At 54.1% G+C, this 22,191-nt stretch carries 16 protein-coding genes; 7 read left to right on the top strand and 9 right to left on the bottom strand.

Features of this window, described 5'->3' with window-relative positions; translation table 11 throughout:
• Positions 1 to 113 precede the first annotated feature (113 nt).
• From FHS19_RS28215 to FHS19_RS28205, 3 genes are read left to right on the top strand one after another with little or no spacing between them, the layout of a single operon-like run.
• On the top strand, positions 114 to 1,892 hold the full coding sequence (locus tag FHS19_RS28215) for a right-handed parallel beta-helix repeat-containing protein (RefSeq protein WP_183585436.1): 1,779 nt from the start codon (positions 114 to 116) through the stop codon (positions 1,890 to 1,892).
• A gap of 5 nt (positions 1,893 to 1,897) precedes the next feature.
• Entirely contained in the window at positions 1,898 to 2,542 is a 645-nt protein-coding gene (locus tag FHS19_RS28210; RefSeq protein ID WP_183585434.1) for an HAD family hydrolase, read from the top strand.
• A 45-nt stretch (positions 2,543 to 2,587) separates the two neighbouring features.
• Positions 2,588 to 2,953: an SGNH/GDSL hydrolase family protein gene (locus tag FHS19_RS28205; protein ID WP_183585432.1), complete on the top strand. Its 366-nt coding sequence runs from the start codon at positions 2,588 to 2,590 to the stop codon at positions 2,951 to 2,953.
• A 271-nt stretch (positions 2,954 to 3,224) separates the two neighbouring features.
• On the opposite strand, the gene FHS19_RS28200 is transcribed toward FHS19_RS28205, so the two are convergent.
• The 3 genes from FHS19_RS28200 to FHS19_RS28190 form a co-directional block, all read right to left on the bottom strand.
• Positions 3,225 to 4,124 carry an aminoglycoside 6-adenylyltransferase gene (locus tag FHS19_RS28200; protein ID WP_183585430.1) on the bottom strand — a complete coding sequence of 300 codons (900 nt, stop codon included), beginning with the start codon at positions 4,122 to 4,124 and terminating at the stop codon, positions 3,225 to 3,227.
• 2,021 nt (positions 4,125 to 6,145) lie between these two features.
• On the bottom strand, positions 6,146 to 7,039 hold the full coding sequence (locus tag FHS19_RS28195) for a carbohydrate ABC transporter permease (protein ID WP_183585428.1): 894 nt from the start codon (positions 7,037 to 7,039) through the stop codon (positions 6,146 to 6,148).
• Positions 7,040 to 7,060: 21 nt separating this feature from the next.
• Positions 7,061 to 8,032: an ABC transporter permease gene (locus FHS19_RS28190; protein ID WP_183585426.1), complete on the bottom strand. Its 972-nt coding sequence runs from the start codon at positions 8,030 to 8,032 to the stop codon at positions 7,061 to 7,063.
• A 175-nt stretch (positions 8,033 to 8,207) separates the two neighbouring features.
• Between FHS19_RS28190 and FHS19_RS28185 the strand changes: the two genes are divergently transcribed.
• The 4 genes from FHS19_RS28185 (at position 8,208) to FHS19_RS28170 (ending at position 15,560) form a co-directional block, all read left to right on the top strand.
• The gene (locus FHS19_RS28185) at positions 8,208 to 9,755 is read left to right on the top strand and encodes a response regulator (protein ID WP_183585424.1); all 1,548 of its coding nucleotides are present in this window, start codon (positions 8,208 to 8,210) and stop codon (positions 9,753 to 9,755) included.
• Positions 9,724 to 11,538 carry a cache domain-containing sensor histidine kinase gene (locus FHS19_RS28180; protein WP_183585422.1) on the top strand — a complete coding sequence of 605 codons (1,815 nt, stop codon included), beginning with the start codon at positions 9,724 to 9,726 and terminating at the stop codon, positions 11,536 to 11,538. The genes FHS19_RS28185 and FHS19_RS28180 overlap by 32 nt, the downstream gene beginning before the upstream one ends.
• Before the next feature lie 139 nt (positions 11,539 to 11,677).
• Positions 11,678 to 13,303, top strand: coding sequence for an ABC transporter substrate-binding protein (locus FHS19_RS28175; RefSeq protein WP_183585420.1), 1,626 nt, complete (start codon positions 11,678 to 11,680; stop codon positions 13,301 to 13,303).
• A 130-nt stretch (positions 13,304 to 13,433) separates the two neighbouring features.
• On the top strand, positions 13,434 to 15,560 hold the full coding sequence (locus FHS19_RS28170) for an alpha-galactosidase (protein ID WP_183585418.1): 2,127 nt from the start codon (positions 13,434 to 13,436) through the stop codon (positions 15,558 to 15,560).
• Between the two features lie 209 nt (positions 15,561 to 15,769).
• On the opposite strand, the gene FHS19_RS28165 is transcribed toward FHS19_RS28170, so the two are convergent.
• The 6 genes from FHS19_RS28165 to FHS19_RS35100 all read right to left on the bottom strand — a co-directional run bounded on the left by FHS19_RS28165 (position 15,770) and on the right by FHS19_RS35100 (position 22,006).
• Positions 15,770 to 16,531: an ABC transporter permease gene (locus FHS19_RS28165; protein ID WP_312887373.1), complete on the bottom strand. Its 762-nt coding sequence runs from the start codon at positions 16,529 to 16,531 to the stop codon at positions 15,770 to 15,772.
• 1 nt (position 16,532) lies between these two features.
• A complete protein-coding gene (locus tag FHS19_RS28160; protein WP_183585413.1) occupies positions 16,533 to 17,453 on the bottom strand; it encodes an ABC transporter ATP-binding protein in 921 nt (306 codons plus the stop codon).
• A gap of 58 nt (positions 17,454 to 17,511) precedes the next feature.
• On the bottom strand, positions 17,512 to 19,023 hold the full coding sequence (locus FHS19_RS28155) for an alpha/beta hydrolase family protein (protein ID WP_183585411.1): 1,512 nt from the start codon (positions 19,021 to 19,023) through the stop codon (positions 17,512 to 17,514).
• A gap of 104 nt (positions 19,024 to 19,127) precedes the next feature.
• The gene (locus FHS19_RS28150; protein ID WP_183585409.1) at positions 19,128 to 20,051 is read right to left on the bottom strand and encodes a sensor histidine kinase; all 924 of its coding nucleotides are present in this window, start codon (positions 20,049 to 20,051) and stop codon (positions 19,128 to 19,130) included.
• 2 nt (positions 20,052 to 20,053) lie between these two features.
• Entirely contained in the window at positions 20,054 to 20,752 is a 699-nt protein-coding gene (locus FHS19_RS28145; protein ID WP_246426874.1) for a response regulator transcription factor, read from the bottom strand.
• Positions 20,753 to 20,863: 111 nt separating this feature from the next.
• A complete protein-coding gene (locus FHS19_RS35100; RefSeq protein WP_246426873.1) occupies positions 20,864 to 22,006 on the bottom strand; it encodes an AraC family transcriptional regulator in 1,143 nt (380 codons plus the stop codon).
• Positions 22,007 to 22,191: the final 185 nt, after the last annotated feature.

Below are 22,191 nucleotides of genomic sequence, written 5' to 3'. Positions count from 1 at the left end.
CGGGATGCCGGTTCTATAACAGACTGGCATCTTCCGCGTTTTTTTCATTTTAACAAAACGGGCTGCGATTGTAATTCCATGATGGGCAGACAACGCATAGAAAGGAGCAAAGCATGACTGATTCTGGAAATCGGGGTCCGGCTCTGGTCAAAATGATATCACTGGCGGACTTTGGCGACGCTGAGGGCTTGCAGGCCAATGCAGGGGCAGCCATGCGGCTCGCGCTTGAGGCAGCCGGTTCGCATGACAGTCCCGTCGTTTTGGATGTACCGTTTGGAACGTATCATTTTTATCCGGAGCATGCTGTCAAGGCAGCATATCATATTACCAATACAGCCAGCGAGGAGGAAAATCCGGACGTCACGAAAACGATCGCGCTGCTGCTGAAGGGACTTCGCCGGCTTACGCTGGAGGGGAACGGCTCCCTTTTTGTGATCCACGGCAAACAAACGATGCTGCTGCTGGACGGCTGCGCGGATATTGAAATCCGCAACCTGCGCTTCGACTATGCGGTACCGACCGTGACCGAGATGACGGTGGAGCGGCGCGGAGATCATGAGCTCGACGTTTGCGTGCATCCGGATTCACATTATGAACTGGAAGACGGACGTCTCACTTGGGCCGGTGAAGGGTGGAGGTTCCGGGAAGGGCCGGTTCAGCACTGCGACTTGGCCCAAAACGCCACCTGGCGTGTGGAAGATTGGCCGTCACGGGCTGAACGCATGGAGGAAATCGGCAGCCGGCGCCTCCGGTTTCATTTTGGGGAGGAAGACGCTCCGCATGTTTCGCCTGGAATGACCGTACAAATGAGAGACGGTATTCGTGACCAGGTCGGTGTACTGATCGTAGAATGCGAGAAGATCAGCCTGAACGGCATGGGCCTTCATTTTATGCATGGGCTGGGCGTCGTCGGCCAGTTTAGCGCGGATTTGACTTTCGCCGACCTGGATGTGACGCCGCGCCCTGAGACGGGAAGAACGGTGGCGGGCTTCGCCGATTTTATCCATTTATCGGGCTGCCGGGGTCGCGTATCCATTACGGACAGCCGGTTTGCCGGAGCCCATGACGACGCGGTCAATGTACATGGCACGTACCTCCGCATCATCGAACAGCCAGCACCCGATCAAGTGCGGGTTCGTTTCATGCATCCGCAAACGTATGGATTCCGCGCCTTCTTTCCGGGAGACGAAATCGCTTTTGTCGATGCGCGCAGTCTGGCGTCCTATGCTTCCGGACGGGTTGCCGCCGTTGAGATGATCGATGCCCGCGAGTTTCTTCTGACGTTGGAGCAGCCGGCTCCAGTATTGCATGGGGAGCATGATGTCATCGAGAATGTGACGTGGACGCCGGAGGTCGTGATTGAGAGGAACCATTTTGCCAGAATACCGACCCGGGGCATATTGGCATCGTCGCCACGGAAGGTGGTTATACAGGACAACAGGTTTGAGCGCATGAACATGAGCGCCGTTCTGGTCGCGGCCGATGCGAATTCCTGGTACGAATCAGGCGCCGTCACGGATTTGCGCATTGTAGGCAACCAATTTATCGACTGTGGCGGAGAGGGACATCCCGTGATCCGGATCGCTCCCGAGAATGAGTCTTCCACGTCGGACGTACCGGTCCACCGTGACATTCGGATCGAAGACAACCGGTTCAGCACGGCTCATGCCGTGCTGCTGTCGGCGCGGAGTACGGAAGGGCTTGTCTTTTGCCGAAACGAGATTCTGCTCGAAGCGAAGGACGGCAGCAAAGATGAGATGTATTCTCGTGGGCTCTTTAATGGGCCGTACCCAGACGGGCTTTTTACGATGGAACGCTGCAGCGGAGTTGAAATGGCCGCGAATTCGGTCCATTTCATGGTAACTCCGACAGATGGACAGAACGAGGAATAAAGGAGATGGACGTCATCGACAAGAAAAGACTGATCGTTTTTTTGGACAGCGGGGATACGCTGGTGGACGAGTCTACCGAGGTTCGTGATGAAGACGGAATCGTGGTCAGCGCCGACCTGATTCCGGGGGCGGCGGAGATGGTGAAGACGCTGCATTCGCTTGGCTTTACGCTTGCGCTTGTGGCTGACGGAGACGCCCAATCCTTCAAAAACGTGCTGAGTCAGCACCGCCTGCACGATTATTTCGAGGCGCTCATTATTTCCGAACTTATCAAAGCCACCAAGCCGAGCCCGCGGATGTTTAAAGCGGCGATTGGGGCGCTGAACGGGTCCGAAGCGGATTTTACCCGCACCGTCATGGTCGGCAACAATCTAAGCAGGGATATCAAAGGCGCGAACGCCCTCGGCATCATCAGCGTTTTTCAAAGCTGGACGCCAAGGTACCCCCATACGCCTGCAGACGAGTCCGAGCAGCCCGCTTACACGATCAGTGAACCGATGCAGCTTATCGAACTCGTCAACCGGCTGGAAATGGAGCTTGTGACAGGGGAAATGGCGGGCGAAAGCTCCGAACCCCGGCAAGAGGGGCAAGGACAGCAAGAACGGCAAGGACAGCAAGAAACGGGGGCCGGGGACCATGTCGCATTCTAAGCCGCTTCAGGCTAATCCCCAACCCTTGATTCATGCGCGGGCGGTTTGCCCGGTTTTCGGGATAAAATACGCCAAGGACTGCCCGTAACCGCCGCCTTCCTTGGCGGGTCCATCACGGAGGGAGCAGGAGCATCGGACGCGGAACGTACCAGCTGGCGGGCGTTGACCCAGGCCTGGCTCGAGGATCAGCACGGCGCAGGGCGGGTGACCTGCATCAATGCCGGCGTCGGCGGCACCGACTCGACCTTCGGCGCACACCGGCTACAGGAGCATGTCCTCGAGCACGGGCCGGTCGATCTTCTGTTCGTCGAGTTCAGCGTCAACGACGGGACGGACCGCAGCGAGTCGATCCGCGGCATGGAGGGAATCGTTCGCGGCTGCAAGCGGCGCTCGCGGCCTACCGGCCCGTGATCGTTATGTTGGCCCGTGGTTTCGAACCGGCCGAATTGAGGGTGGAGGTCAGAAACACCGGGAGAAAAGACGTGGCGAGTCTGGGGACGCGACTGCAGGTGCTGAGGATCCTGAGCCATTAAAAAGGGCATAGCATGTCTCACTCTGGCCGTAACACTTGAGCCATAGACCACTCTCCAAAGAAAAACCAGCCGAGCCCCGTCAGGGCTCCGGCTGGTTTTTGATGTTATTCACGTTCGTTCACGGGAAAACGATAGCATGTACTGTAAACCTAAGCTTCTTTACCTGGCTCACGACCTGGCGGGAATATTTCGGCGGCCCCGGGTTCCAATGTTCGGACGCGCTCCAGGTAAGCCGTCACCCGGCGGTCGTCTTGCTTGGGATAGGCAAAGCCGAATTTCGCCGCCACTTCTTGCGCCGTGCTGCGGAACAGGTCGGTCATAGTAAACAGCGCGCTCCAAGCTTCTTCGTATTGGCCTCTTGGATAGGTGGCCAAAAGCTGTTCCCAGCTCGACTCCGGAATGAAGCTCTTTAAGTACTTCCCGTTTTTGCCGGTGCTCACGGAGAACCCAGTGAGGATGCCGGCCTGCCATTCGAGCATCTTGACCAGCATCTCCCGGATGATGTTCAAATGGTCGAGCGCATACAGGATCTCCTGTCTCCACAAGCCTTTGGCGGCGTAAGGCGAGACCCACCAAAACTCATTGCAGCAGTCGGCAAATAGCTTGGCAGTCGGCTGCTGTACCCAATACGCCTGATCGGTCGGCTCTGCCAGCTGCGGCAGGCTCTGGTCTTTATCGAGCAGCACCACAGCCAAGCGGTCGCCGCCGTTCCATTGATGCTTTTTATCGATCGGGCAAAGGGTCAGATCAATCCGGTTGCCATCCGTGAACAGCATGAGATACGGATAAAATCCGTCCATAGACGGAGGGATAAGCTTCATCTCCTCCGGTTTTTGCATGACGATCCGGTCGCCGAATACGTTAACCCAGTCGGGATCTTGGATAAAAGACCCCACGTCAGTTACGACATACACAATATCGTAATCCTGAAAAACATCCTTCGGCGCATTGGGATTCGTGCGCGAGCCGTTCATCCCAACGGCCCGAATGCGCTCGTCGCTTTTGGCTACATTCAATATCAAATCCAACATTTCTCGTTCGCTTCTCATCCCGGGTACAGCCTCCCTTTTTTATGGTTAATTTGGGGTTGGGTTATGCCGCACACGAGGCGGTCCACGAATTCGGATATTCCAGCGGACGACAAGTTCACGTTACAAGTGGTCAAGCAGCTTCTTCATGATGATTGTCCTCCTTTTTAGTGGTGGGTACATCATCGGTAGAAAGGAAGTGCATGGATCATGACAGGCGGTATGCCGTCTATTCCGTAATTACTGATATTTTACCACAATTTGGAGATGAGAGGGAAAGCGTGCTGCTCAAGCACAGGTGAAATTTTCCTGGCGCAACTACCGGTAACATTCCGTTATAAGACCGGACCGATGGGGTGTAGTGGATAGCAGAATGGTTTGCGATATTAAGCGAGTTCATAGTTATTTTAGCCTGTCTACATATAATGAACAAATTGAGATTTTGTCTTTCAAATGGTGGACACAGGTACCATATCTTTTCCAACTGTTGATTTCTATATATAGTAAAAATATTCGAGATTGCAACTAGATATAGGGATGTTCTGGTCGATACGCCAGCAGGAGAATATAGTGTATCGTGTCCTTCTTTTGTAAGACAAAGTATGGGATTGTCCATTAAGGGAGGACAAATCTTGTTATCCTCACTGTGGTAGAGCCAGAAGACAAATTGCTGATCACAACTTAAATAGATTCCGAATAGCCGCGGCATCAAAGTCATTCGCAATTTTGTATGACCTAGATGCATTTATAGTTGCTGCTGTAACCAACGAAACGCCCAATCGAGCCGGTTCAGGGAAGCACTCAATAAAAAGGAGTTATTTTAGGGTATGGTTGATTTCGGCTGCTCCGAATAAAACAATGGCTTAAGCAAAACAAAGCAGCCTGGCCAGGGGCCAGGCGCTGATCAAATCAAGGCGAGTTCACGGCCAAAGCCGTTCGGAACGAGCCTATTACCTCCCCGTCAAGGGATGGGGAAGGGCCTCAAAAACGTCGAAGTTACCGCAAACGGAGCTCCAAGAGGAGGCGGGAATTGGGGTGGAAAGTCTACGTGCCGCCTTTGAGAGCGGGTTCCAACCACCTTATCGATTCCAAGGAACCCGGTCTCAACAGCGGCTGAAACCCCAATCTCGCCCCTCCAACGCGCCAAAGGTCTGGGTTTCTTCTACTCACCCTGCGCGCTAAACGTATGGGTTCCGCCATTCCCCCAAATACTGTAGTTTCCGAGTTCAGCACAAGTTCTCGTATCTAAAACATAGCAGCCTGGCCAGGGGCCAGGCGCTGATCAAATCAAGGCGAGTTCACGGCCAAAGCCGTTCGGAACGAGCCTATTACCTCCCCGTCAAGGGATGGGGAAGGGCCTCAAAAACGTCGAAGTTACCGCAAACGGAGCTCCAAGAGGAGGCGGGAATTGGGGTGGAAAGTCTACATGCCGCCTTTGAGAGCGGGTTCCAACCACCTTATCGATTCCAAGGAACCCGGTCTCAACAGCGGCTGAAACCCCAATCCCGCCCCTCCAACGCGCCAAAGGTCTGGGTTTCTTCTACTCACCCTGCGCGCTAAACGTATGGGTTCCGCCATTCCCCCAAATACTGTAGTTTCCGAGTTCAGCACAAGTTCTCGTATCTAAATCAAAGCAGCCTGGCCAGGGGCCAGGCGCTGATCAATCTCAGGCGAGTTCACGGCCAAAGCCGTCCGGAACGAGCCTATTACCTCCCCGTCAAGGGATGGGGAAGGGCCTCAAAAACGTCGAAGTTACCGCAAACGTAGCTCCAAGAGGAGGCGGGAATTGGGGTAGAAAGTCTACGTGCCGCCTTTGAGACCGGGTTCCAACCACCTTATCCAATCCAAGGAACCCGGTCTCAACAGCGGCTGAAACCCCAATCCCGCTCCTCCCACCCGCCAAATGCATGGGTTTTCTCCAAAACACCCCACGCGCCAAACGTCTGGGTTTCGCCACTCACCAAGGCAGCCCGGCCATAGCCAAGCCATTTCACAGACTTACCACACTATGTTTAGCCTTCCCGCGCACACCCAGTCCTTCCTCAGCTCTTGATCGCCCCCATCATGATCCCCTTCACAAAGTACCGCTGCACGAAAGGATAGACCAGAATGATCGGCAGCGTGGCGACCATGGTGACCGCCATCCGGATGCTCTCGCTTGAGACCGGGATGCGCTTGGAGCTTTGGGCCAGCTGCTGGGCGTCGGACATCATGCTGGCCGTCTGGAACTGGTTCAGGATTTTCACCAGCACGGCCTGCAGCGTCTTTAGCTCGGGCTTGTAGGTGTACACGTAGGAATCGTACCACGAGTTCCAGTGGCCGATGGCCAGAAACAGCCCGATGGTAGCCAGCACGGGAACGCAGAGCGGCATGATGATGCGGAAAAAGATCTGCAGGTCGTTCGCGCCGTCGATTCTGGACGATTCCTCGATTTCGCCGGGGATCTGCTCGATAAAGGTCCGGACCAGAATCATCAGAAACACGCCGATCAGGCCGGGGAAAATATAGACCCAGAACGAATCGATCAGCCCGACGGATTTGATGACCATATAGGTTGGAATCAGGCCGCCGCCGAAATACATCGTGAACACGAAGAAGAAGGAGAAGTATTTCCAGCCGATCAGGTTCCGTTTGCTGAGCGCGTAGGCCAGCATGGAGATGCAGAAGATGGACACGGCGGTGCCGACGACCGTCCGCAGCACGGTGATTTTGATGGCGCTCCAAATTTCCGGATTGCGAAAGATGGTCATGTAGCTTTCAAAGGTCGGCACGCGCGGCCAGAAATACAGCCCTCCTTTTAGCGTGTCCGTCGCGTCGTTTAGCGAAATGACGAAGATGTTCCAGAACGGGTAGAACGTCGCCAGGAAGATGATGGCCAAAAAGACGTACAGTGAGGCATCGAACAGATGCTCGGGGACCGTTTTGCTGTTTTTCATATCGTAAACCTCCCGGGTCGATTAGAATAAGGACTGGCCGTTGAGCCGCTTGGCGATGCCGTTGACGATGATGACGATGATAAAAGCGACGACGGAGCTGAACATACCGACGGCGGAAGCATAAGAGAACATGCCGTTCTGAATACCATATCGGAACGAATAGGTCGACAGCACATCGGAGTAGTCGCGCGTCAAATCGTTGCCGAGCAGGAAGTGCTGGTCAAAGCCGGCATTTAGAATACCGCCGAGGGCAAGGATCAGCAAAATGACGATCGTCGGCTTCAGGTGCGGCAGCGTGATATAGCGGATCTGCTTGAAGCGGCTGGCACCATCGACCTTGGCGGCTTCGTACAGCTCCTGATTAATGGAGGAGATGGCGGCCAGATACATGATCGAGTTGTAACCCATGTCCTTCCACGTATTGCCGATGGCGACGATCCACCAGAAGTAGGAGCCGTGCTGCAGGAATAAAACGCTCTCACGCGTAATGTGCAGGAACTTCAATATGCCGTTGATGGCGCCGTCCGAGGACAGCAGCGTCACGATAATATTGGCCGCGATAACCCAGGAAATAAAATAAGGCAGATACGATGCGGTCTGCACGGTCTTTTTGAAGCGAACGCCGCGGATTTCGTTGATGGCGATGGCAATGAGGATTGGCATCGGAAATGAGAACAGCAATGTAATTAAGGTCGACGCCAGCGTGTTGCGCATGACGATGAGAAAGTCGCCGTTGTTGAAAAAGTACTGGAACCACTTGAATCCGACAAATTCGCTGTGAAACAGCGTATGCCAGAAGCCGCCCAGTGTCGGCTGGTAATTGACAAAAGACATGTACAGGCCCACCATGGGCGTATAAGCGAAGATGAGCGCCCAGACGATCGCGGGCAGCATCATGAGGAACAGATACTTCTGTTGTTTGACGGTCACCCACAGCTTGCGCCGGGGGATCGGGAACTCCGATCTTTTCTGTAAAGCCAGTTCGGTTTTCATAGGGGGCACCTCGCATCTTAAGTTAACTCAAATTATAAAACCCGCAAAAAAAGAGTGTCGATATGGCATTGTAACGAAAGATGCTTGAAAATGACTTACATTTGTGAGGACCCGTAGTTAAGTAACGGGAAACCACTATAATAGATGTAGCAAAAAGGGACTGGAGGGGTAGACGATGTACAGCATTTTTCTGGTGGATGACGAAGAGCTGGAGCTTGAGATGATGAGGGACTATATTCGCTGGGAAGAGATGGGGCTCTATGTTGCGGGCACGGCCGTCAATGGGCGGGATGCCATGGAGAAGATCGAGGCGATTCAGCCCGACATCGTGCTGACCGACGTGCAGATGCCGCTGATGAACGGACTGGATCTGGCGCGGCATATTCGGGAGCGTTACGACTGGATGCAGATCGTGTTCCTGACGGGGCATGACGAATTTGATTACGTCAAATCGGCCTTGAATGTGGGGGCCGTCGGTTATTTGCTCAAGCCGCTCGATCTCAGCGAGATTGTAAGCGTTATCGAAAAAGTGAAGCATCAATGCGAGGAAGTGCGGATGAAGAACCGTTCGATCCGCGTGACCCGCTCCCATATTTTGAAGGAGCTGGTCCATGAATCCGATGCGGAGCGCACCGGAAATCTGGCCGCCAGCTTCCGCCGGCTATCCCGCCACCCGGAGGAGCAGAAGTATGCGCTGGCCCTGCTGCAGTTGGACGGAATCAGCGCCGAAGCGCAAAGCGTTTCCGTGGAGGACGGCTGCAGCCAGGTATCCGAGCTGATCGGGGAATGGCTGGCCGAAAAACGAATGGACGCCGACATCGTTCAGTTCAAGGAAGGCGAGATGGGGCTTTTTATGGGCGCTGCGAGCAAGCCGGGCGAGTATGGCTGGACCGATCTGCTGGAGCGAATCCGGCAGTCGCTGCATTTTACGGTAACGATCGCCACGGCGCCGCAGGAGGAACCGCTGCCGGGGATTCAGGCGCTGTATCGGCAAACACGGGTCATATTGGCGGAGCTGTTTTACACGGGAAAGGGAAAAGTGATCGGGCCGGAGGACGTTCAGCAGCCCAAGGGTGGTGAGGTAACCGCGCTTGCGGAGAAGGAATGGACGGAGGCGCTCGACGGGCATGATTTGGAGCGGGCAGGTGAGATTTTAGGGGAACATATCGCCAAGCTGGTGGCGCTGAGGGTTATAAAAAACGTAGTGTGCGGTGCGGCCATCGGCTGGATCGAGCACCTGCTGGAGCACATTCACGAGCCGATTGTGGAAAGCCATAAGCGTGCGGAGCTGTACCATACCGTCTACGGATGTCAAACCATTTACGAGATTGAAGCGCTGGTGATGGACTACGCCAAGCAGGCGGCGGATTCGGTCCGGCAGCGGTTTGCGGACAAGAACGCCAAGCTGGTGCATCAGGTGCGGACGATGATCGACCAGAACTTCCATCAGCCGATTACGATTAACAGCCTGTCGGACCAGGTGTACCTGTCGCCGAACTACCTGCGCTCCATTTTTAAAGAGAAAACGGGGATGACGATTCATGACTACCTGACCCAAATCCGCCTCGACAAGGCCAAGAGCTACCTGGCTGACGAATCGCTGAAGGTGCAGGACATCGCCCAGATGGTGGGTTACGAGAGCACGTCCTACTTTATTTCCTTATTCGTGAAAAACCAAGGAGTCACGCCGAATGAATACCGAAAACATCTCCTTCTGGGATAAACTCGCCGTGCGCATTCCGTTCATCCGGACAGGCAGGCTTGCCCGCCCGCGCCTGCGGCACAAATTTTTCCTCATCTTTCTGATCGTCATTATTCTGCCGTTCTCCATCCTGATCTATTATTCGTATACGTCGACGCGCAGCACGATTACGAAGCAGACGTATACCGCGCTCAATGTGACATTGGCCCAGATCAATACCAACGTGGAGAAGCGGCTGGATTACTATAACCAGCTGTCGAATATTTTGTACATGGATGCCCAGCTGCGCAATTATTTATCGACGGATTACGAGCAGGCGTTTTATTATTTGGACGCTTTTCAATACATCAACCGCACGCTGCCCTCGCTGATGACGCTGAATTCCAACATTCAGAACATCACGATCTTTACCGGAAACAAAACGCTGTACTCCGACGGCCAGTACGTAAAATATATGGAGGAGCTGCCGGCGGACATCAAGGAAAAGGCGCTGAAAGCCGCCGGAAGCACCGTCTATACCCATACGGACGACTACACTGCGCCGGATGCACATTTTACGCTGGCCCGTTCGCTGAGCTATTTTAGCCTCCAGCATCCCTACGGTATTTTAACGCTGGACATTAGCGACAACGAGCTGTATTCCCTCATTAAGATGGAAAACAACAACAAAAGCGTCTATATTATTGACGAAAACGGAAGGATCATCAGCACGGGGGATCAGAACCTGGCTTCCAGCCTGCTGTACGATCTCTATCCCATTCAGAACGAGCTGAGCGGGAAATCGGGCCATTTTGACTTGAAGCTGAACGGGCAGGAGCGCTTTTTCACCTATAACAAGCTGAGCAACGGCTGGAGTACGGTCATTACCGTGCCGTATGACGAGCTGCTGTCCAACACGAACAAGGCTACGGGAAAAATTATCTGGTTCTCCGCGATCACGATCAGCATTGCCATTCTGCTGCTGTATTTCACCACCAAGGTGCTGACCAAACGGATCGAAGTGCTGCTGCAGCAGATCCGCAAGGTAGAACGGGGTGACTTCCGCCTATCCATCAAACCGATGGGACATGACGAGATCGGCCAGCTGTCCTTTGCCTTCAATAAAATGGCCTCAACGATCCAGAATCTGATCCAGGACGTGTACATGAAGGAAATCGCCATGAAGGAATCGGAGCTGAATACGCTGCAGGCGCAGATCAATCCGCATTTCCTGTACAATACGCTGTCGTCGATCTCTTCGCTGGCCTTGAAAGAGGGGGCGGGGCAGGTCTACCGCATGGTCAACTATTTGGCCAAATATTACCGGGTGTCGCTGAACAAGGGCAAGCGGATCATTCTGGTGGAGCAGGAAATCAATCTCGTCAAAAATTATGTAGCGATTCAGGACATCCGCTTCCGGGACAAGCTGCATATGCACTACGACCTCGATGAGGAGCTGTTCCAGCGGACAACGATCAAGCTGATTTTGCAGCCTTTTATCGAGAACTGCATCAACCATGCGATGTGGGACGAGTCAGGCGTTAATATTAACGTCAAGCTGAAGCGGGACGGGCATGACATGCTGCTGCAGGTCATTGATGACGGCGCCGGGATGACGGCGGAGCAGCTGGACCAGGCGTTGCAGAAGAGCGACACTTCTTCCGGAGCCTCCGGGTATGGGATCAAAAACGTGGATGACCGCATCAAGCTCACTTATGGCGGGGAATACGGGGTGTCCATGTTCAGCAAACCGGGAATCGGCACCGCTGTCACAATCCGGATACCGCTCGATCCGCCTCTGTCTGCCGCAAAAGCACCGGGATGAGAAGCCGCTTTGAAATGATGAAAGACGTTTTCCATTATGAATTGTAATATTGCGTTATAGCTAATTGAACTCCCCGTTTTTACAATTAGACATGTATTCGGGAACAAGAATATGACGACTTCAGAAAGGGGTTCAGGCAATGAAAACGATCAAAGGGATTCTCGCGGCAGCCCTCGTCATGACAGCGCTTACCGGCTGCGGCGGCGGAGGCGGCGAGAAAGCGGCATCCAGCGATGACAAGGGCGCGGCCGCGGACAGCAATGCGCCGATCACGCTGACGTGGTTCGATAAAAATACGGGGGATGCGTTCAACAACCCGGTGGCCAAGGCGATTACGGAAAAGACCGGCGTTACGGTCGAAATCCAGCAGCCGACCGGCAACCCGGTGGAGAAGCTGAACCTGATGCTGGCGAGCGGCGACCTGCCGGATGTCGTCATGCTGGACCGCGGCAGTGACATCATGAACAAGTATATTTCATCGGGCGCGATTATTCCGCTGAACGATCTAATGGATAAGTATGGTCCGCACATTAAGGAAATGTACGGCGACACCCTGGCCAAAACGAAAAACGACGACGGAAAAAACTATTATTTCGCCAACTGGTACGGCCTGGAGAAGTACCCGGTCTTCGGGTTTATGATGCGTATGGACATCATGAAGGAGCTCGGCGTCGGGGATAAAGTGAACAATGGCGAGCCGTTTACGGCGGAAGAGTTCGAGAACCTCCTGGTGAAGTTCAAGGAGAAATATCCGACGATCGACGGCAAGGAATCCATCCCGATGACGCTGAACGGCGAAAATATCGGCAGCGTAACCGGCACCTTCAAAGGGATGTTCGGCATGATGCCATATTATGAAACGAACGGCGAGCTGAAGAAGGACATCCGTGATCCCCGTTACCTGGAGATGGTGAAATTCCTGAACTCCTTGTACCGCAAAGGGCTGCTCGACAAGGAATGGGCGACGATGAAGACGAAGCAGTTCGAGCAAAAGCTGGCGGGCGGCAACGTGTTTGCCACGGCGGAAGCGCTGTGGAACGTGGGCAACGCCAACTCGCTGCTGAAATCGGAAGCGTCCGATCCGGCCAAAGCCGACGAGCATCAGTTCTATCAATATAAAGTGCTGGCTCCGGGCGTGAGCGCCGACCAGACGACGTATGGTCCGAAGAGCTCCCTGGGCTGGGACGGCGTAGCTATCACCCGCTCGAACAAGGATCCGGAGCGCACGATGAAGCTGCTGGACTTCCTGGCCAGCGAGGAAGGTCAGTATCTCCTGATGTGGGGTGTAGAAGGCAAGGATTGGGACATGAAAGACGGCAAGCATGTGCCGCGTCCGGAAGTGCTTGATGCGTTCAAGAAAAACTGGGATGAGGCTTCCCGGACGTTGGGCATCCGCAAATGGACGTGGATGATTAAGAACGGACCGGGCTCCGACGGCACGCCTTACGATCTGATCGGCCGCTTCCAGTCCGATCCGGTGACCGACCTGGCGATCAAAAACCTGGCCGATACCTCGTTCGACACGGCGCCGTACGACAACCTGGGACCTGCGGGAGGTACGCCGGAAGCGATCATGGATACGAAGGTCAACGATACGATCAACAAGTATTTCCTGAAGATGGCCCTCGCTCCGACCGAAGAGCAGGTTACCGAGCAGTACAACCAAATGATGAAGGAAGTCGAGGCGGCTGGCCTCTCCAAACTGGAGAAAATCTACACCGAGAATTATAAGAAGCGCCAGCAGCTGTGGACGGAGTCTAAATAACGCAAGCGGGGGAGGAGAAGACGGCCTTTGTCTTTGGCCTCCCTTTTTTGCCGGGACGCGGGCCGTGATAGCTTGCGTGTCCGAAGTTAGCGGGAACGATTCATTTTCAAACGGTAAAGGATGAGGGACGATGGGAAATGTAGACATTCAGTTTGAGTTTGAAGAAAAACAACGGATCTTTGCGATTCATACACAGCGCAGCTCCTACGTGTTCGGGATCAATGAACGGGACCGGCTGCAGCATCTGTATTGGGGCGAGCCTGTCACGATCGAAGACTGTGCGCCGCTGCTGCGAGGGCAGTCGCACAGCTCCTTTGACGCCGAAGTGGATATGGAGGCCGAGGAGTACAGCTTCTGGGGCGGGGTCAACTATAACGAGCCTTCCTTGAAGGTGCGCATGCCGGACGGCGTCCGGGATCTTTCGGCCGGCTATGTGCGCCATGAAATCCGCGAGGAGGACGGCCGGCAGACGCTGGTCATTGTGCTGAAGGACCGGGTCTACCCGCTGGAGGCCCATCTGCTGTACCGGGTCATCCCGGAATATGACCTGATTGAGCGTTCCGCGCGCATCGTCAATACCGGCGGGGACGACATCGTCCTTGAGAGTGTCCAATCGGCAGCGTGGAGCCTGCCGGATCTGCGGGATTACCGGCTGACGCATGTGACAGGCAAATGGTCGGGCGAATTTCAGCTTCGCCGCAACGTGCTGAGTGAGGGGAAAAAGGTGCTGGAGTCGCGCAGAGGCTTTACCGACAGCCATGCCAACCCGTGGTTTGCCGTCGACGAAGGCTTGGCCACGGAAACGGACGGCCGCGTCTGGTTCGGGGCGCTCGCCTGGAGCGGCAACTGGAAGATTACCGCGGAGAAAACGGTGTTCAATCATGTCCGGGTGACCGGCGGGATCAACGATTTTGACAGCGAGTGGGTGCTGGGCGCCGGCGAGTCATTCGACGCGCCTTGGTTTGTCGGCGGGTACACGGCCGGCGGCTTCGGCGGCATGAGCCGGAATCTGCATCAGTACCAGTACGCGTACGTGCTGCCTGGCCGTGAGCCGCGCAAGGTGCTGTACAACTCCTGGGAGGCGACGTATTTCAACGTGAACGCCGCGGACCAGATGGCCCTGGCCGAGCGGGCGGCGCGGATGGGCGTCGAGCTGTTCGTCGTCGACGACGGCTGGTTCGGCCAGCGGAACCATGACCGGGCCGGGCTTGGCGACTGGTACGTGAATAAGGAGAAGTTTCCGAACGGTTTGGGCGAGCTGATCGGCAAGGTTCACGATCTCGGCATGGAGTTCGGCATCTGGGTCGAGCCGGAAGCGGTCAATCCGGACAGCGACTTGTACCGGGCGCACCCGGATTGGGTGTACCATTTTGAGACGCGGCCGCGGACGGAGCTGCGCAACCAGCTGCTGCTGAACATTTCGAAGCCGGAGGTCAAGGCGTATATCCTTCAGTTCATGACCGAGCTGCTGCAGAACCACCGCATCAAGTTCATTAAATGGGACATGAACCGTACGGTTACCGAGCCGGGCATGAAGGACCATCCGCTGCACCGGCAGAAGGAGCTGTGGATCCGCCACGTCCAGAGCCTGTACGAGATTTGGGCCGAGCTGCGGCGACGGTTCCCGCAGGTGGAATTCGAGACATGCGCGGGCGGCGGCGCACGGATCGATCTCGGCATTTTTCGGTATGCCGACCAGTCCTGGCCGAGCGACAATACCGACGCGTTTGACCGCTTAAGCATCCAGGAGGGCTTCTCGTACACGTATGCGCCGCGGATGATGACCTGCTGGGTGACGGAGTCGCCGACGGGCATGAACAAGCGGAACGTGTCCCTGAAGTACCGGTTCCACAGCGCGATGATGGGCACGCTCGGCATCGGCTCCAATCTGAACGAGTGGAGCGACGAGCTGATCGAGCAGTCCGGCGATTTCATCCGCCAGTACAAGGCGATCCGCCCGCTAGTGCAGTTCGGCAGCCAGTACCGCCTGGCCGATCTTCAACACAAGGGCGTCACCGCCGTGCAGTACGTCGATGAAGCCGGCACGGACAGCGTCGTGTTCGCCTTCCTGCATTCGCAGCGCCTCGGCGAACCGCTGCCGCGGCTGCGCCTGCAGGGGCTGCAGGCGGACCGGGCGTACGCCATCGAGGGGCTGCCCGGCAGCTGGAGCGGCCGCGCGCTGATGAACGTCGGGGTCGAGCTGCCGCTGCGGGGCGATTTTGACAGCCTGCTGTACCGGGTAACGGCGGTGGAGTAAGCTGGGATCAGGGTTCGGAGTAACTGGCGGCAGGTTGCGGACTATCTTGCTGATGGAGCTTGCTGGCCGGTTGTAGACTGCCAGGCGGCTGTCAACCGGGCGAGCGGAATGAAAAGAGTGAACGGAAAGACGCCTTCAGGCCGGATTGGCTTTGGAGGCGTCTTTTTTCCTATATGGGGGAAAAGTAATGGGCTGGGAAAGGCGCTGCACTACGAACCGCTGTGAATTTCCGCTTTCTCGTAATAAACGATGCAAAATACGAGCGATACCATAAAAGTAACCGCAAGTATGGTCATACCAGGCACTGCATAAGGATTCGGGCCGCTTTCCGCCAGTCCTTGGGCCAGCTCCCGTACCGGCCAATACGGCATCGCCCATGGAAACAGGATGTTCCTCATGCCATGTCCCATTTCTCCGATGAGGGTTACGATGGTGGCAAATGCACCCAGAACCGTCGAAGGAATCACGCTTGTGCCGATCATGCTTAACGCTGCTGATACAGGAATCGTACCGAGCGCCAGGAGGCCTGCCAGCATATTCATTCGGATGCCTGACCAGAGAACCTCCATTTCGACCGGTTTCGTAAAAGACATGATTACGCCGGTCGCGGTTACCATAATGCATGAGAGGAGCGAGGTTGTGAAGATCAGCACCACGACGGCCCCCAGCTTCGCAAAAAGAATTTTTGTTCGAGAGACGGGATAGGAGAACAGCTGATTGATCGTGCGTTCCTGATATTCGCGCGAGATGATATAGCCTGTCATTAGTGCGAACATGAACGGCCCCAAGATGGTGATCACCATTCCCTGCCGATAAAACATATCCTGAAGATCGATTCCTGCACGAGTGCCTTCAGGAGTGACTCTCGGCAGAAACGCATACAACGTAACAAGGTTTGCCGGGATGGCGCCAAGCAGAATCAGCCAGTGCATTTTGGTGTTTTTTAGCTTCATGATTTCCGTCAGCAGCACATTAAGCAAATTTATCGCCCCCCGTCAGCTTCAAAAAATATTCCTCCAGGCTGTCTCCCGACAGAACCATCTCTTTGATGCCGACCCCGCCCTCGGCCAGCAGCAAACTGACCCGATCCGGCTCATCAAGGTGCTCGTAAAGCCGCAGGCCACCTGACCCCGCTACGACGTAGTCGGTCGTTCCCAGCTTTTGCTCCAAAATAAAGGCTGCTTTCTTCTCGTCCGTCACTTTGATGTCGAGATAGTGCCGGGTCTTTCTTTGCAGCGATTCATAGTCGATTTCCTCCAGCATCCTTCCTTTGTGGATAATGCCGATTTTGTTGGACAACTGCTCGATTTCGCTGAGCAAATGGCTGGATATCAGAAACGTGATGCCCCGTTTACGGACCAGCTCCAGGAAGAGCTGACGCATTTCCTTCATTCCCACGGGGTCCAGACCATTCGTCGGCTCGTCCAAGATCAGGAGTTCGGGGTGATGCAGCAAGGCGCGGGCAATACCAAGCCGCTGTTTCATTCCGAGCGAATATTGTTTGACCTTTTGATGCTTGGCGTCAAGCAGCCCGACGGCCGCCAACGCATCGTCTATGCTTTCCCGGTTGCCCATGCCCATCAGGCGCCGGTGGATCTCCAAATTATCCGCCGCGTTCAGATTGAGATAGAACCCCGGATACTCGATGATGGCACCGATCCGTTCCATCGCCTCGCCCTTGTTGCCGTGTAGCGGCTTACCGAATAATTCAACTTCTCCTGAGGAGGGATGGATTAACCCCATAATCATCCGTAACGTTGTCGTTTTCCCCGCTCCGTTCTGACCCAGGAAACCGTAAATATCCCCGGGTATAATCGTCATATTTACATCGCTGACAACCGTTTTCCCGCCATAACGTTTGGTTAGCCGGCTGGTTCGCAAAATAGTGCTCACAAGCTGTCCTCCTTAACCGTTCAGACCGCATTCAATACGGCAGTGGCAGTCGCTGATGTCACATCAGCTTGACCTTACGCAATTTCGGATATTGGCGAAGCACGGAACCGAGCGAATTTCCGGTCTCATGCTTCAAATGCTGATTGAAAAACGCCAATGTCACAGATTCGGTGATCGCCAGACATTCTGCGGCTGAGGTGCTGCCTTGAATACCAATGAAGCGGTGAAATCCGGCACCTATAAATAATCCGATATCCGTAAATTTCATATGGGCGCTGCCTTCAATTGAATATAAGCTGCCCGATGCTTTCAACGTTTCGGCGAGTCCAGCGGCCGCTTGCTCCTGCTTCTTATAAATATCGATATAGGATTCTTTACTTCCATATGCTGACGCCACGGCTTCCTGCTCTTCAGCAGGCATATCCTCGAATTTTTTCATCGAGGCTTCATGCTTCTGGATCATCTGGACGCCAATTTCATCATTGGCAAGCATTAAGAAAGGGGCGATGCGATTCTTGTCCTCAGGGACAGTATAGACCGAGCCATCCAGGTTAATGGCGGCTTTGATTCTGCTATCGTTCAATGCCAGATCATATGCCGCCGCGCCGCCCAGCGAATGGCCGATGACGCCGATCTGATCGAGATTAAGCTTCCCGGCAAAGATCGAATCCATGGTTCCAGCGTTCATTTCACCCAGCTTATCGATAACCGAACCGACATCATCAGCCATAATGTGGGCGACAATTTCCCGAGGGTCGCCTTGATCAAAATTTACCGTCGCGTCCCGATCCGTGACGATTCCGCCGGGAAGCTCGGCTGCCGACGATACGTAGGTATGGTTAACGGCCACGACAATGTAGCCATGACTGGCCAAATCCTCGCATTGCGAAGTATGCACTTCCATGTTCGTACCGGCGCCATGAGAGAAAAAAATAACGGGATAGTACGCCTGTTTATCCGATACGGGCAGACCTTCTTGCGTATGGGTTTGAACTAGCCGCAGATGGCTGAACATAAAATCAGGCATCCGGTAGGCTGCGGTGAACATCTTTATCAATTCAGGAGAATCGTGAAAATAAGCAGCATATGGCTTGGTTTTATCCTTTGCCGCAGGATAGTATATTTTAACTGCTAATTCCCGTTTTTTGGCCGATCCCTGCAAAAAAGGCTCGGGACGCTCTTCATCCGTCAGATCTACATATTGAACCCCTACATCATAGCTGCCTGTGGGCTTGGGGAGTGTAAACACGGGGAGAGCATATGCCATAAGGGCCGTTATGGCGAGGAATATCAAGGACAAACCGATCGCAAACCCCTTCAGAATTTTTAAGATTTTGGTTTCCGGGAACTTGAACGCGGCTCTCGCTAAAGCGTAGACCGTAAAAAGAACAGCAAACATGTACGAGAACATCATTTGATAACGGGGTCCTTCGATGACGCCGTGGACTGCAAGCGCAAACAGATTAAGGCCCGCGAGTCCTAACATCATGGCCTTGGACGTTTTCTGCCTCAGGCCTACAATCAAGGCAAGCAAATTCGCAATCATTAACGCAACTTCAAATACTCTCATTTGGCCTCCTCCTTTTGAAGCCAAATATACAGATGAGTTCTAACGTACCTTTTTCGTATTTCTAACAAAGTTCTTAAATTTCAGGTGGTGGATCTAGCGGATATCTAATCTTTTAGCAGGCTGAATGAAAACATGGTTTTCTCGCCCGGTTTGCTGGATACGCTGATTTGACCGCCTTGTTTTTCAACCAGATTTTTCGTAATGGTCAGTCCCAGGCCGGTACCGCGGAGAGAAGCGTTTCTTGAAGGCATTCCAGTATAAAAGCGCTCAAAAACGCGAGGCAGGTCTTGAGACGAAATCCCTTTGCCCCGATCCCACACATCTACCCAGACAAAGTCCGTTTCCTCCCGAATCGCAATGCCAATCTCCTTGCCCTCCTGGCCGTAACGCAAAGCATTTGATACAAGGTTCTCTAGAATGCGCCGGATATATAACCGATCCCCTTTGACGTATTGGGGAGAGTCCGGTATCCTCAACGTGGGTGTTAGCCCCGCTTTTTGAAAATCCGGATAAAATCCGAGCAAAACTTCCTGCACGATGTCAGTCAAGTTCATTTTATGAAGCTCGGCTGGCGAATCATCCGCTTCCAGTTTGGCCAGTTCAAAAAACTCCTGGAGTCTTTCGAGTAAGGCATCTCCCTTGTCAGAGGCGATACCGATAAAGCTGCGTTTTTCTTCGGCAGTCAGTGTCATGTCATCTCGCAAGGCTTCCATATATCCCAGCAGGGAAGTTAACGGCGTTCGAAGATCATGCGAAATGCTCGCGATCATTCGCTTGCGTTCATCCTCCAAAAATTGAGTGCGCTCAAACGTCTGCTGAACATCATCCAGCAGACGGTTCAATTCTCCGCCCAAGTCTTGAACAGGCTTCCGTGACCTATGCAAACGATAACGCAAGTTAAGATTGCCTGCTCGGATTGCTTCGGTCGTTCCGGTTATCCTTTTGATTTCCTGCAGCAAATGGCGATGTTGAAAAACCAGATACATGCAGACGAGGAGAAGGAGGACAGCAAATATTTGAACCCACATGCTTATCCCTCCTCGCCGAGCTTGTACCCAAATCCCCATACCGTTTGAATAAACACGGGGTTTGACGGGTCCTTCTCGATCTTCGCCCGCAGCCTGTTGATGTGAACCATGACGGTGTTATCGTCGGATATACTTTCTTCCTGCCAAACGCTTTCGAATATTTGCGATTTCGTGTAAACGCGGGTGGGGTGGGTTAAAAATAGCTTCAATATGGCAAATTCCTTTGCCGTTAAAGATTTCTTCCGTCCGGCGACGGTGACTTCAAAGGTGTGTATATTCAGTTCCAATTCTCCATGCCTGATGACTCCGGTTTCGGCTCCCGCGGCATCTCGCTGAAAATCCATGTAACGGCGCAGCTGAGCTTTGACCCTGGCAACAAGCTCGCCGATGGTGAACGGTTTGGTCATGTAATCATCCGCTCCGAGTTCTAATCCCCATATTTTATCGATTTCACTGTCTTTGGCCGACAAAATAATGACGGGAACGGTTCCCTTCGCCCGAATTTGACGCAAGACCTCCTGGCCCTCGATTAGCGGGAGCATCAGATCCAAAATAACCAGCTGGTATTCATGGTTCTGGATATGGGTCAGCGCTTCCTTTCCATCATAGGCTGAATGGATATCAAAGCCTTCTTTTCCCAGGTATTTTGAAACGAGTTGATTGATTTCAATATCGTCTTCGACCAGGAGAATCTTTTTCAAGGGCGGGGTGCTCCTTTCTTTCGCGGTTAGTAATAAGTTCATCGTACCATATTGCTTCAAGGGCTGGTCTAATTCGATCCCGGTAATCTCACCAGACGAGACCCTAAAAATTTACCCCTTCCGCGTCCCCCGGTACTCCGAGGGCGACTTGCCCATAATTTTTTTGAACAGGCGCGAGAAGTAATAGGGGTCCTGAAATCCGAGCCGGTGGCTGATTTCCTTCACACTTTGCTCGGTGAGGTCCAGATGCCTGCAGGCCAGCTGGATTTTTAGCCGCAGGTAGTAGTCGATCGGCGAATAGCCGGTCGCCTCCTTGAAGCGCTGGGTAAAGTGCGGAACCGACACGCGTGCCTGGGCCGCGAGCTGCTTCAGCGTGACGGTCCCCTCCAAGCGGTCCATCATATACCGCACCGTTTGCGTAATATCGTGCTGGCTGTTGCGGAAAATCCCGTCCTGCGGCTGCAGCCGGCACAGCCTCAACATCGCCGCAAGGTGATGCGCCAGCTGCGATACATAAATGATATGGTTCAGCGTATAGCCCTGCTCCAGCAGCGCATATCCTTCATGGAACAGCTCCGCCAGTTGGCGCGCTTTGTCCGGAGGCAGGGTGACGGGAAGGGAGACGGCGGCGGTTTTAGCCGGACGGGAAGGCGGTTCTGTCAGGTTCCCTCCGTCCGGGGCTCCCGGTGCACCGACGCCTAGGGCGGTCTTATCATCAGAAAGACCTTCTGCTGTGCCAGCAATCGCACCGATATTCCATTTATCACACTCGCAAACATCCGTACTGGCTTCCTCGGCCTCAGGCACGTTTCCTGGCTCGTGCCCTGGACCGGGTCCCGGACCAAATCCCTCAAAAAACGCCTCCGTCTGCTCCCCCTTGAAATGCCACCAGTAAATGCTCCACGGATGCTTCTCCGACGAGCCATAGGCGTGAGGAGTTTGGGCGGGAATCACGATGGCCTGGCCTTGGCCGACCGGCTGTACCCGGTCGTTTCCCAAGCGGTACCAGCCTTCTCCTTCCATGCAAAATATGACGATGACCGCTTCGCTGCCTTCGGGCCGCTCCCGGTAATGATGCAGCGCACGCGGAAAGTAGCCGGTATCGGTCACGTAAAGGGGACGAACCAGCGGATGCGAAGACGATTCCATCAGAATATGATCCGGCAGGACAATGAGTTTCTCGGATTTGAATCCGTCGGGTTTTCGTATCTTTTCCATAGTGTTTACTATGATTTGGTCCGTGTTCTTTGTCAACGGAAACCTCCGTCCTAACACTCCTTATTAACTTCATAAAATCATAAGATAATCCATCATTCCCATGAGATCGTGAATGGAGGGCGGGGCCGCTTTCTTTTAAGATGAGGGCAGAGTCTAAAAGGTTCCCGAATGCAGATATCACGATTGCCAATATCAAAGCGTCCAAGCGAAAGAAAGGATGA

Source organism: Paenibacillus rhizosphaerae (assembly GCF_014192015.1).
Classification (GTDB): Bacteria; Bacillota; Bacilli; order Paenibacillales; family Paenibacillaceae; genus Paenibacillus_AQ; species Paenibacillus_AQ rhizosphaerae.
Note: the sequence above shows the minus strand (reverse complement) of the source record. Positions and strands in the feature narration are given on the sequence as shown.